The sequence below is a fragment of the Holophaga foetida DSM 6591 genome, from assembly GCF_000242615.2.
Classification (GTDB): Bacteria; Acidobacteriota; Holophagae; order Holophagales; family Holophagaceae; genus Holophaga; species Holophaga foetida.
This window is the reverse complement of sequence record NZ_KI912268.1, coordinates 999,581-1,011,871: the sequence shown is the minus strand read 5'-3', so window position 1 is coordinate 1,011,871 and position 12,291 is coordinate 999,581. Positions and strand designations below refer to the sequence as shown.

The following is a 12,291-nucleotide window of genomic DNA, read 5'->3' as shown; positions in this document are numbered from 1 at the left end:
GCCTGGAAGAGCCTTCCCCCTTCAGTTCATAACATCCCTTCGTGAGGTGCCCCATGGCAGCGATGACCATCATCGACAACCCCAACATCACCCTCTGGTTCCACCCGGAAACCAAGATCGTGCACCACCAGATCCATAAATACACTTCGGGTTCACTCCTGCGGGACGCCCTCACCAAGGGGGCGGAACTCCTTGAGAAGCACCAAGCCTGCAAATGGCTCTCGGACGACCGTCTGTCTGGTCCTGTTGCGCCGGAAGACAAGGACTGGAATGCCGTCAATTGGGTTCCCAGGGTAATCAAGGCTGGGTGGAAATACTGGGCCATCGTGACCCCAGACAAGGTGGTGGCCCAGATGAACCTGAGGCGCCTTCAGGAAGAGTTCGCCAGGTCCGGGGTGACCGTGAAGACCTTCACAGACCCCGAGGCTGCGATGCATTGGCTCACGAGTCTCTGAGCGGAAGGTCTCCGCCGGGCGGCGTTCTGGCTATTCCCAGGCCTGTCCTTCCCCCACCAGGGGCAGTCCCATGGGTGCCAGGTCGCCCGAAGCCCGCGTTGATTCAGTAGTTCTTTCGAGTCCAGGACGGCGTTATCATCAATTTGAATCACGCGGGGAGCCCGGCAAGGCCTTTCGTGTCATATCCGTTCCAGCCCAGGGGAGGGCAGATGGCAAGTCCCGGTTCCAAGAAGGCCCTGCTCTGTGTGGTCACACTGCTTTTCTGGTTCGCCCAGTACATCTACATTCCCTTCCTGACCCCCTACCTGATGACCCTCGCCATCTCGGCGACCGTCGTGGGGGCCATCATCGGGGCCTACGGCCTGACGCAGTTGCTCCTGCGGATCCCCCTGGGCATTAGTCTGGATATTCTCAGGAACCACAAGCTTGTGATCCTCGTGGGCGTCTTCCTTTCCGGGATCTCATCCGTCGGCATGCTCTTCTTTCCCTCGCCGGTGATGCTTTTCATCTCCAATGCCTTGTCCGGCGTGGCCTCCTCTACCTGGATCTCCTTCACGATCCTCTACGCCTCCTACCATGAGAGCCAGCAGAGCACCAAGGCCATCGGCATCATCAACGTCTGTTTCCAGACGGGCATCCTGCTGGCCTTCATTGTCGGGGGCTTCCTTTTCGGGCGTTATGGAATCCACTCGCTGTTCAAGACGAGCTTTGCCTCGGGCATGCTCGGGACTCTACTGGCCCTGTGCATCCCCCATGAGGCATCGGCCAAGGGCACGAATGTCACCGTGGCGAGCCTGCTCAAGGTGGTCAGGGACCGGAGGGTGATCTGCTTCTCGCTCCTCTGTGGTGTGGCCTGGTTCGTGGTCTTTGCCACGGTGTTCTCCTTCTCCACCAGTACCGCCAAGGCGCTGGGGGCCACGGGACTCCAGTTGGGCGTCCTCTCGATGCTCTACAGTGTGGGCACCATCGGGGGCTCCTATTTTGTCGCCACCCGGATCGCCCACACCGTGGGGGAGAAGTGGCTGTTGAGCACGGCCTTTGCGATCCTGGCCCTCTACTGCGCCTGCATCCCCCTCGCCACCCATCTGAGCCTCTTCTACCCCCTGCAGCTGATCTGCGGGCTTGGAAACGGCGTGCTGCTCGCGGCCACGATGGCCTTCGCGGTGAAGGAGGTCGAGCCCGAGAAGAAGACCACCGCCATGGGCTTCTTCCAGTCCATCTACTGCATCGGGATAACCATGGGGCCAGTGGTCATGGGAATGCTGATCGACCACGGCGGCAAGCTGGTGGCCTTCCTTGCGGTGGCGGCCATGGCTCTGGCCTGCGCTGTCCTGGTGCCCCTGATCTACCGTTCGGGCTTTCTGGACCACCGGGGCGCTTCCAGCCCGCTTCGGTCTAATCCATCAACCGATTGAGGGCGGCGATCAACTCCTGCCGGATGTACGGTTTGCGGATGAAATCGCAGCGGCCCTTGGATTGGAGGACGCGGACCTCGTCACCCCTGGAGAAGCCTGAGGAAATGAGGATCCGCAGCTCCGGGTTGATCTTCCGAAGCTCCTCCAAGGTCTCTCTGCCGTTCATCCGCGGCATGATCATGTCCAGGATCACCAGATCAATGCTGGCTGCCTTCGCGCGGTAGCTGTCGAGGCCTTCCAGCCCATCCGATGCCGTCAGGACCTGATGACCCAGGCTTTCGAGCATGGCCTGGAGGGTCGACCGGATCATGTCCTCGTCGTCGATGACCAGGATGCATGCCTTCCTGTGGCAGACCTCCATTTCTGGATGAGTCTCCGGACTGGCTCCTGTGGCGAGAGGCAGGTAGATGTGGAAAACGGTTCCCTTGCCGGGTTCGCTGTAGAGGTTGATGGCCCCACTGTGGCTCTGGATCGTGCCATAGACGGCGCTGAGCCCAAGGCCGGTACCCTTGCCCTGCTCCTTCGTCGTGAAGAATGGCTCGAACACCTTTCTGAGGTTCTCCGGGGGGATTCCGACGCCTGTGTCCCGAACCTCCACCTCGATGAAATCGCCCGGCGTCAGATCGAAGGGGCTCGCCTCGCAATAGCCTTGGTCCAGGAAGACGTTCCGGGTGCTGAAGTCGAGGCTTCCACCATCGGGCATGGCATGACTGGCGTTGATGCCCAGGTTCAGGAATGCGTTCTGCAGCTGGGAGTCATCTCCCGTAATGATGCTCAGAGGGGCTTCGTTCTTGATCTGGATGATGATCTTCTTGTCCACGGTATGAGAGAGCAGCGACGCCGTGTGGTTGAGCAGGGCATGGGTGTCCACAGGGGCCATGACCAACTGTTTCTTCCGGCTGAAGATCAGAAGGCGGCTCGTCAGGCTGGCCGCCCGGCGGGCGGCGTCCCTGATGATGTTGAGGAAACGTTTCCCCTCTTCTGATGTTTCCGATTCGAGGATCTCTGCAGCGCCACTGATGCCCATGAGGACATTGTTGAAATCGTGTGCAATGCCGCCAGCCAGTTCCCCCACCGAGCGGAGCTTCTCTGACTGGCGAAGCTTCTCCTGGAGGGCGAATTCCTCCGTGGCGTCACGGAGCACCACGACCGCACCCTGGATCCGGTTCTCTTCGTCACGGATGGGAGAGCAGCTGTCGGCGACGTGCCGCTTCTGCTGGTCCTGTGTGAGCAGGAGCGAGAAGCTGTCCAGGTAGGTCACGGTTCCGCTCTGGATAACCCCTGTGACCGGTGAGGGTATGGGCTCATCTGCCCCAGATCTGTACAGGACGCAGACCTCGTCGAAGGGCTTTCCTGCTGCTTCCTGGATGCTGCAACCTGTGAGCCTTTCCGCCGCTGGGTTCATGCTGGTCACGCTGCCGCTGATGTCGGTGGTGATGACGCCTTCGTCGATGGAGTCCAGGGTGATGGCGAGGTTTCTTCGGCTCTCGATCAATTGGGCCTTGGCGGTCTGCAGCTTCCGACGGTTGATCACTAAGGTGATGATCATGACCAGAAAGACGATGATGATGCTTGTGACACCCCAGACCAGGCCTTTGTAAGCCTCGTAGAATGAGAACGGGCGGTGATGGATGTTGCTGCCGGGGGGCAGGGCCGATTCGGGGATACCGAAGCGCACCAGTTGTCGGTAATCGAACAGGTACTCATTTCGGCTTTGGGTGATGATCGGCATGCTTGCGGGGGTGGCCTCGCCCTTGAGGATTCTGAGGGCCATTGCCCCAGCTTCCCGGCCCTGGGTCTTTCCACTGTTCATCTTGCCGCCGACGATGCCCAGGTCGATGAGCATGTCGATCATGCCGAAGATGGGCACGGGGCAGTTGCGGGACATCATGGGGTTGATGTCTTTATAGGCGATGAAACTGCCGTTCTTGTCCTGGAACCATACATTCATGAATACGGCGCTGGTCCTGTCCAGCTTCCGGAGCTGCTGGATGAGCTCATCCGTGCTCAGTTCCTCACCCTTGAGGTAGATGAATCGGATGTCCGGGAAGTCCCTTGCGGCATCGCCCATCAGGCGGCGCAGGGCAATGCCCGTGGTGGTGCTGTCGCTCACGACATAGATCTTGTCGGTTTCCGGGCAAAGCCTCCGGATCAGCTCCAGGTTGGGCTTGACGTCGAGCACTTCCAGCAGGCCTGTGAAATGCTGGCGGGGGATCCCCCGCAGGTTCTCTTCGCCGTTGACACCGCAGAAGACAACCGGGACGCCTGGGAAAAGCCCGTCGTGGAAGCGACGCATGAACAGGAGGGCGTCATCGTCGGAGGTGACGATGATATCGATCCGGGTATTCCGGTATTTGAGTTTCAGGTTCTGGAGGAGGTTCTGGGTGAGGGCTTCGCTATGCAGGCGTTTGGCGTCCAGGCTTTCGATGTAGAACTCCACATCCTGGAAGTGAGGGGCGATCTGGTTCCGGACCGCATCGGTGATCTGATCGGTCCACAAGTAGCCCTGATGGTAGGAGTTCAGGATGAGGATCCGCCGGAAGGAGGTCTGGGTCACCTCCGCGCCAAGCGGTCGACAGAACATCAGGCAGCACGCAAGCAGACACAAGAAGACAAGAACCCGCGAGTTGCGGGAGTGCCAACAAGGGAAGGCGCTGGACTGCATGATTGCGGGGGCCTTTGGGAAGGGTTGCATCAAGATTGGCAGAATTGATTCATCGGGGAAACAGCAACGCACTGGGGTCCATCTTCTGAAGCCTCTGGTCAGGGCGGTCCGGAGTGGAGAGAATCGCACCAGGATCCCATGTGAACGTCATCCCCGAACCCCAACAACTGATGGAAGCCTTTGCCGCCTTCACCGCGGCCTCAGAGCAGCTCCAGAACCGCTATGAGGCCCTCCAGGGCCAGCTGGCACGGCTCCAGGACGAGATCCAGACCGTCATCGAGGCCGTTCCCTTCGCGATATGGGTGCTGGGGAAGGAAGGTGAACTCCGCTTTTCCAACCGTCCGGAGGGGATGGAAGGCGAGTTCCTCAATGGTCCCGCCCCTTGGGTGGTCGGTTCGCCCACTGGATTGAGGCAGCTCCGGGATGCCAAGGGGAGGGACCGCTTCTTCGAGCAGGAGGTCCGGCCGACGGCCGAGGGCAAGATCATCACCCTGCGGGATGTGACCGAGGCCCACCTGCGGGCTCAGCAGGCCACCCGGGAGGAGCGCCTCCAAGCCATGGGCCTCATGGCGGCGGAGTTGGCCCACGAGATCCGCAACCCCCTGGGCAGCCTCGCCCTCTTTGCCGGGATGCTGGTGGAGGACCTCCAGGCCCAGGCCGACCAGCTGGAGCTGGCCCAGCGCATCCAGGAGGGGGTCCACCGCCTCAACACCCTGGTGACCAACACCCTCACCTTCAGCCGGGATCTGATACCCCACCCCAGCTCCATTCCTCTCGCCGGGTTCTGGGAGGAGGTTCACACGGGCATCCATCTTGGGGAAGGGGTCCGATGGGAGAATCGCATTCCGAAGCAGGCCACCTGGTACGGCGACCCGGCCCTGATGCGTCAGGTGGCCGTGAACCTGATACAGAACGCCGCCAGGGCCATGGAAGGACGCCCGGAGCCCCGCCTGCGGCTGATGGCTTCCAAGGAGATGGTGGACGGGCGGCTCCACTGGCATGTGACGGTTCAGGATAACGGCTGTGGAATCGCGTCCGAATCCCTGGGACGGATATTCGACCCCTTCTTTTCGACGTTCGGCGGCGGAACTGGCCTGGGCATGGCGGTGAGTCACCGTATCCTCGTGGCCCATGGAGGACTCCTGTTTCTCGAAAGTGAAGTGGATCAGGGCACCAAGGTCCATCTCAGGCTTCCGGCCCAGGAATCCTGATCCGAATCTGCGCGGGATACCGAAAAACGGAGCTTGGGAAAAGCCCGGCTGGCTCCTAGAATCATCCGTATACATGTCTCTGCACCCTGAGCTCTGCCACTTCATTGAACTCTTTCACCGGGCCTTGATGGCCCAGATGCACTACGTGCAGGACCACCCCGAGGTGCTCCGGCATATGGAAGCGTTCCATGGATGCCTGATGGAGCTTCTTCTGCAGGAGACGCCCCTCTTCCTGACCCGGGAGGGGGATGGACTCCTCTACAAGGGGGCGCCCCTTGAAGGGGCACCTCATGCGGCCCAATCCCTGGCCCAGAACATGGCCTCCCGGGGGATTGCCGCCATGGCCTTCCACGCCGGTCTTGAGGCCGATGATCTCCAGCTTCTTTTCTTCGCCCTGCTGATGCCTCCCCAACGGGTCATGGAGATGGGGGGGGCGTCCATCCTCCTGGCGGAGGGCGGACACGTCCAGGTACTCCCATCCCTGGACATGGCAAGACCCGACAGCTGGGTTGCCGATGGGGCGGAGGGCTATGCGGCAGGCTCGCTGGATTCCCACGAGGACACCAAGATCACGACGCCTTTGGAATCCGACTCTCCCCCCACTCCCACGGTGCTTGCAGGGGATTTCCTCACCCTCTTTTCTTCGATCCTCCAGACCATGTCTGCCCCGCCGGAGGGCGGTTCGAGGTCTCCCTGGTCCAGGGAACAGCGGGAGTCCCTGATCAGCGCTGCCTTTGTCCAGCCCGACTTCTCAGTCCTGTCCGGGGCGGGGGGACAGCTTGGCCTGGGGGGCCTGGATGTTCAGACCATCCGCTCCGCCCTGCGCATCGCACTCTCCTCTCTGGACCCGGTCCACCAGGGGTCGATTGTCCTGGGGCTGAGCTCCTTCCCTAGCAGCGAACAGGCTCTCAAAAGCGCTCTGGACTACCTCGCTCCGGAACTGCTGGCCCAGGCCGTGGCGGATGTGGTCCTCCGGAATCGCGTTTCCCTGTTCGAGCTGGCCCTGATGATCTCGGCCATGTTCGAAGGGATCAAGGACCGGGTGGTTGCGCTGGAGGCCATCCGGGGACGCATGCAACTTGAAGGCTGGACTCTGGAGGATCTGGATTCCCTTCAGGAGGCGATTCTCTGGGAGTGCCAGGGGACGGACACCAAGGTGCGGCTCACGCTCTTGAACAAGGGCCTCTTCGATCTGGTTCCCCACCAGGCCATGACCTTCACTCGGCAGCTGGTGCGGAGCAAGGCCCTGGAGCCGATCCGGGACCTGGTTGCCCAGCTGGAGTCCGGGTTCGCGAGCCCAGATGTCCCCCGTCGCCGCTTCGCGGCACAGATTGTGGCGGACCTGGCGGAGTGCGTGGAAGATCCCGGCCTTCCCGCAGAGCTGGGGCGGCGCCTCCAGAAGGTTCTCCACGAACACATCTCCCGTGACTGCGATGAGGAGGCCGTCCTCTGGAGCGCCCAGGGACTGGAATCCATGCTGATCCACTGGATGCATGTCGCGGATTTCGAGGGCATCTACCAGGAGATGATGGCCCTCAGCGAGATCATCCTGCTTCAGCGCGATGGACCCCCGTGGAAGTCCATGGCTATCCGCAACCTCCTCTCCCGCCTCGCCAGTCCGCTGAACCTGGCGATCCTGACGCCCTCGCTCCACCAGCGGGAGGATCGGCGGGCCCTTACCCAGCTCCAGGCCCTCCTGTCGCTCATGGGGCGTCCTGCGGCGACCTACCTGATGGTCTGCCTGGAGATCGAGGAGAACCGGGAGCGTCGGGCTCAGTTGCTCGATGCCTTGAAGGCCATCGGCCGGAATGCTGTTCCGGCTCTGATGGAGGCCCTCGGGTCCCCCAGCTGGTTCCAGGTTCGCAATGCCGTCATGCTCCTGGGGGAGGTCGGAGACGATTCCGTGTTCCCGGATGTGGCGCTGGTGCTCGATCATCGCGATCCCCGGGTGCGCCGGGCCGCCATGGCATCCCTTTCCGCTCTTGGTTCCCGGGACAAGGCGGCGGCGGCCATTGCCCCCCATCTGGCCCACTGGGATACCTCTTCCCAGTTGGACGCCCTGGCCGTCCTGGGAGAGCTGCGCTCTGCTGCGGCCATTCCCGCCATCGCCGAGATTATCCGCCAGGGCAAGCCTCAGCAGGAGGAGAATGCCCGGGTGCGTCTGCGGGCCGTGGAGGTCCTGGGCCTCATCGGCACCTCCGAGGCCGTGGATCCCCTCAAGGAGCTCTTCAAGAAGAAGGGGCTCCTGGGGGGGAGGGAAAGCACCGCCGTGCGCCTTTCGGCGGCCAAGTCCCTCTCGGCAGTCAACACCCGCGAGGCTCGGGAGGCCATTGCCCTGGCTCTGGACACGGAACCCCACGAGGATGTCCGAAGCATCCTGAGGCAGTTCCTGGTCAACTGAGCCAATGGGCCATGCCTCGATGGAAGTGTGGTGGCCCGCCTTGGGGGTGGTCCCAGTTATTCAGGGCCACCACACACTAGATCCCGGAGCGCTTTCGCGACCTCTTCGATGACAGCTGGCCAGGTGTCCATGCCGACTTGCCTGAAGAGGCGCATGGTGCCGGGGTACCAGGGAGAATCCTCGCGATCCGTCAACCAGCGGGCATCGGTCTTGTAATAGGGCAGCAGGGTCCAGCAGGGCTTTCCGAGGGCTCCTGCCAGATGGGCGACCGCCGTATCGACGGAGATCACCAGGTCCAAATTGGTTACCAGGGCGGCCGTATCGGCGAAGTCCTCGATCCAGGGGCTGGGATCGAAAAGCGCCATCCCGGCGGGGGGATGCCTGGCTTCGTCCTCCCCAACCCCTTTCTGCAGGCTGATGAAGTGGACACCTGCCACCGCAGCCAGGGGGCTCAACATCTCCAAGTTCGGAATGGAACGATGGGGATCGTTCTCGAAGTTGGGATTGCCCCTCCACGCCAGCCCCACCCGGAGGCCCGATCCGGGGATCCGCGAACGCCACGCCGCGATCTCGTCAGGAAGGGCTCGCAGGTAGGGGATCGGCGCAGGAATGGAATCGACCCGCGTTCCGCAGTGGAGGGGGATGCTGAAGGGCAGGATCCAATAGTCCCAATCCGCTTCGCTGATTGCCCCCCCCATGGGCACAACCTCATCGAGCCCGGTCAGGGTGGCGAAAAGTCTCGTCAGAGGCGCGTGGCAGACGAAGGCGATCCGTGCGGCCCCTCGCTCCTTGAGCACGGATACGAAACGGGAATACTGGATGAGGTCGCCGTAACCGGCCTCGATGGGGATGAGCAGGGATTTGCCGACCAGAGTCTCCCCGCGCCATCTTGAATCGGGAAAGTGGGCCATCATGTCGAGGTTCCTGGCACGGGACTCCAGGGCCTGCAATCCCTCTTCGAAGTCGCCGCGGCGCATCAGCAGGTAGCTGAGATTGAACCTGGCCTTGTGATAGTTCCCGTCCAGGCTCAAGGCTGTCCGGAAGCAGCGCTCCGCTTCCGCCTCGCGCTTCAGGCAGGCGTGGAGGAATCCCAGGTTGGACCAGAGGATCGCGGAATCTGGGAAGGCCCGCATTGCGGCTTCGTAGACCTCCTCGGCCTCCTGGAACCGCTTCCGGCGGACCAGCAGAGCCCCGAGATCCACGTAGGCTTCAACGCACTCGGGATCGAGTGCCAGAGCCCGGAAATAGGACGACTCCGCTTCCCCCAGCACACCCCTGTTCTCGAGGGCCAGGCCCAGGTTGACATGGACCTCGGCCAGATCCGGTGCGATCTCGATGGCCCTGCGGAAGCAGCTTTCCGCACTGGCAAAGTCCTTGGCTTCCAGATGCTGATTCCCTCTGGAGAAAAGCTCTTCCGCATTGTCAAAATCCGCTTTCATCGGGGCTTCAGCTCCTCAGCGAAAGAATGGGGAGTGCTTGCGCCATCCCCCGGGCAAAGACCCCGAGGGGCGGAAGCAGGCTCAGGACCAGATAGTTTTCGCCCGGGAGATCGAAGAAGTGCCCAGGGTGCACCAGCACCTGGGCTTCCTCAAGCAGGCGCAAGGCGCAGCTTTCTGCGGAATCCAGGGCTGGTCGGCGCAGAAGCACCGACCAGCCCCCTTCTACCGGCAGGCGGGAGATGGCTGGATAGGACAGGAGCTGACGATCCAGTTCCTCCAGATTGCTCTTGAGGCGCCTGCGGATCTGGGCCTGGATGGCAGGAGCCGCTTCCAGGGCCGCCAAGGCCGCCGATTGGGCGGACGCGGAGACGGACAGGAACTGGTCGGCGATGAAGCCCAGGGGCTCCAGGAGAGCCTTGGCATGCGCTCCGCGGGCGACGATCCAGCCCAGCTTGACCTGGGGGAGGCCCGCCACCTTGCTGAGGCCCGAGAGCACGAAGAGGGGGCAGGGGGGCTCCAGGGTCTCCAGAGCCGTGGGGAGGTGCTCCTCCGGGGCCTCGAGGCCATAGTCCGCGAAGACCTCGTCCACGATGAGGGCCAGCTTCCACTGGGCGCAGAACTCCAGGACCTGCTCCCATTCCGATCGGCTCAGGAAGTGTCCTGTGGGGTTGTTGGGGTTGACCAGTATCAGGGCGCGGGTCCGGGGGGTGCAGGCTTCTTCCAGGGCCACCAGATCCAGGTGCCAGCGCTCATGCCAATAGGAGGGGGTTGCATTGGCGGCGATGCCCTCCAGGCGGGCCAGCCACTCGAAGAGCGGATAGCTGGGGGAGGGGACCAGCACCTCGTCCCCCGGATCACAGAGCAGCTTGAAGAGCCAGGTGTAGGCTTCGGAGGTCGAGGCGGTCAGCAGGACATCTTCGGGCGCGACGGAGTGGCCATGCCAGGCCGCAACGGCTTCCCTGGCCTTCGCCGAGCCCCGGTTGTCTGGCCGGTAGCCAAGGACCTCGGGAGCGCCCAGGGCACCCCTAAGGGGCTCCGAGGGGTAGTCCAGTCCGCAGTCCGTGGGATTGGAGAGGGTGAGATCCAGGATCTCCTTCCCCTCTGCCCGGACCTTCGACAGGGCAAGGGTGAGCGGATTGGGGGCGAAGGAGGCGGGGAGGCGGTGGCTGTGGCGCAGATGCATGGGTCTATTGTAGGAGGCTGCCCCCGGATCCGCTCGTTTCAGTAGACTGTTGAAAGCCATCTTCGCGCAAATAGGAGGGCGGATGCTCCGCATTAGAACGGTCGTCACGGGAACCGGAAGCTGCATTCCACCGAGGCGGATCCCCAACGAATCGTTTTCAGGCCACGCCTTCTTCCAGGATTACGGTCAGCCCTATCCCGCTGGGGAGATTGCCAAGATCATCTCCAAGTTCAAGGACATCACGGATATCGCCGAGCGCCGCTACGCGGCCGAGGATCAGGTGGCCTCTGACCTCGCCTTCGAGGCCGGCCGGGCGGCGATTCTGGACGCTGGCATCGATCCCGAGACCCTGGACTACATCATCGTGGCCCAGAATTTCGGGGATGTGCGTCCGGACAGTCTCCGCACCGACCAGGTCCCCACCCTGGCGGCCAAGGTCAAGGCGAAGCTGGGGATCGCCAATCCCGAGTGCGTCGCCTACGATCTGCCCTTCGGGTGTCCGGGCTGGGTCCAGGCCGTCATCCAGGCCCACTACTACCTCCAGTCAGGGGACGCCAGGCGGGCCCTGGTGATCGGGGCCGAGACCCTTTCCCGGGTGTCCGATCCCTTTGACCGGGATAGCATGATCTACGCCGATGGCGCCGGGGCCGTCGTCCTGGAGGCCCAGGAACATGCCGGGGAAGTGGGGATCCTCGCCCACGCCACCCGTTCCGACACCCTGGAACACGTCGGCCTGCTCTGGCTGGGGCCCTCCTTCAACCAGGAGACGGAAGACGAAGAGCTCTATATCAAGATGAAGGGCCGGAAGCTCTACGAATACGCAGTCAGCCACGTTCCGGGCGTCGTGCGCCGGAGTCTTGAGAAGGCGGGGCTCACCCTTTCCGATGTGGACAAGGTGCTGATTCACCAGGCCAACGGCAAGATGGACGAGGCCATCCTCAAGCGCATCGGCCGTCTCTACGGGGTCAGCGAACTTCCGGAGGGCATCATGCCCATGACGGTCTCCTGGCTGGGCAACAGCTCCGTGGCCACGATCCCCACCCTCCTGGACCTGGTCCGCAAGGGAAAGATGGAAGGGCACAGCCTGGAGAGCGGCGATGTGACCGTTATCGCCTCCGTGGGGGCAGGGATGAATATCAATTCGATCGTGTACCGGATGCCGTAAAAGCAGGATAGCTCACGACAGATGCCGTCCTAATATTCGAAGTTTTGGATAATATAACGGTGCAAATCTGTCAGATGTGAAGCAAATTATGGACTTATTGTCCATTATTCGTGAGTATGTATGGTTTTTTATCGTTGAACGAAGCCGCTCCGCGGCGGGGGTGGCGCCGTGTGGCGGGCCCGCGCAGTAAGAAAGCTAGCAATTCCATGTAAATGAAGGCTCCTTGGTCATCGCGATGTTGACGCATCGCCAGACGACTGTCAAGCGACATGAAAATTAACCCACCCGGCGACACGAATATTGACCCCTTGTTGTATGAGCCCGTGGGGTGTCTGGAGCGTAGGCCGTAGGCCGAAG

At 62.3% G+C, this 12,291-nt stretch carries 8 protein-coding genes; 5 read left to right on the top strand and 3 right to left on the bottom strand.

The window, feature by feature from the left end; translation table 11 throughout:
* Positions 1-53 precede the first annotated feature (53 nt).
* Positions 54-455: a hypothetical protein gene (locus tag HOLFODRAFT_RS19295; protein WP_005034345.1), complete on the top strand. Its 402-nt coding sequence runs from the start codon at positions 54-56 to the stop codon at positions 453-455.
* A 209-nt stretch (positions 456-664) separates the two neighbouring features.
* Positions 665-1,870 (top strand): MFS transporter, encoded by a 1,206-nt coding sequence (locus tag HOLFODRAFT_RS0204380; protein ID WP_005034347.1) that lies wholly within the window; start codon positions 665-667, stop codon positions 1,868-1,870.
* On the opposite strand, the gene HOLFODRAFT_RS22590 is transcribed toward HOLFODRAFT_RS0204380, so the two are convergent.
* A complete protein-coding gene (locus HOLFODRAFT_RS22590; RefSeq protein WP_052572450.1) occupies positions 1,851-4,427 on the bottom strand; it encodes a hybrid sensor histidine kinase/response regulator in 2,577 nt (858 codons plus the stop codon). The two genes, HOLFODRAFT_RS0204380 and HOLFODRAFT_RS22590, sit on opposite strands and share 20 nt — an antisense overlap.
* A gap of 248 nt (positions 4,428-4,675) precedes the next feature.
* On the opposite strand from HOLFODRAFT_RS22590, the gene HOLFODRAFT_RS0204370 reads away from it, so the two are divergent.
* A complete protein-coding gene (locus HOLFODRAFT_RS0204370; protein WP_005034352.1) occupies positions 4,676-5,746 on the top strand; it encodes a sensor histidine kinase in 1,071 nt (356 codons plus the stop codon).
* Positions 5,747-5,819: 73 nt separating this feature from the next.
* On the top strand, positions 5,820-8,147 hold the full coding sequence (locus tag HOLFODRAFT_RS0204365; protein WP_005034354.1) for a HEAT repeat domain-containing protein: 2,328 nt from the start codon (positions 5,820-5,822) through the stop codon (positions 8,145-8,147).
* 56 nt (positions 8,148-8,203) lie between these two features.
* On the opposite strand, the gene HOLFODRAFT_RS0204360 is transcribed toward HOLFODRAFT_RS0204365, so the two are convergent.
* Together HOLFODRAFT_RS0204360 and HOLFODRAFT_RS0204355 are read right to left on the bottom strand one after the other, a co-directional pair.
* Positions 8,204-9,586 carry a tetratricopeptide repeat protein gene (locus tag HOLFODRAFT_RS0204360; protein WP_005034355.1) on the bottom strand — a complete coding sequence of 461 codons (1,383 nt, stop codon included), beginning with the start codon at positions 9,584-9,586 and terminating at the stop codon, positions 8,204-8,206.
* Between the two features lie 7 nt (positions 9,587-9,593).
* Positions 9,594-10,769, bottom strand: coding sequence for a pyridoxal phosphate-dependent aminotransferase (locus HOLFODRAFT_RS0204355; RefSeq protein WP_026939041.1), 1,176 nt, complete (start codon positions 10,767-10,769; stop codon positions 9,594-9,596).
* 82 nt (positions 10,770-10,851) lie between these two features.
* Here HOLFODRAFT_RS0204355 and HOLFODRAFT_RS0204350 point away from each other — a divergent pair, with 82 nt between their 5' ends.
* The gene (locus HOLFODRAFT_RS0204350) at positions 10,852-11,934 is read left to right on the top strand and encodes a 3-oxoacyl-ACP synthase III family protein (protein WP_005034359.1); all 1,083 of its coding nucleotides are present in this window, start codon (positions 10,852-10,854) and stop codon (positions 11,932-11,934) included.
* The last annotated feature ends 357 nt before the right edge of the window (positions 11,935-12,291 follow it).

Bases quoted from the DNA above. Each gene is read 5' to 3' on its own strand.
- HOLFODRAFT_RS19295 (WP_005034345.1), top strand. From the start codon at position 54: ATGGCAGCGATGACCATCATCGACAACCCCAACATCACCCTCTGGTTC.
- HOLFODRAFT_RS0204380 (WP_005034347.1), top strand. From the start codon at position 665: ATGGCAAGTCCCGGTTCCAAGAAGGCCCTGCTCTGTGTGGTCACACTG.
- HOLFODRAFT_RS0204365 (WP_005034354.1), top strand. From the start codon at position 5,820: ATGTCTCTGCACCCTGAGCTCTGCCACTTCATTGAACTCTTTCACCGG.
- HOLFODRAFT_RS0204360 (WP_005034355.1), bottom strand. From the start codon at position 9,586: ATGAAAGCGGATTTTGACAATGCGGAAGAGCTTTTCTCCAGAGGGAAT.
- HOLFODRAFT_RS0204355 (WP_026939041.1), bottom strand. From the start codon at position 10,769: ATGCATCTGCGCCACAGCCACCGCCTCCCCGCCTCCTTCGCCCCCAAT.
- HOLFODRAFT_RS0204350 (WP_005034359.1), top strand. From the start codon at position 10,852: ATGCTCCGCATTAGAACGGTCGTCACGGGAACCGGAAGCTGCATTCCA.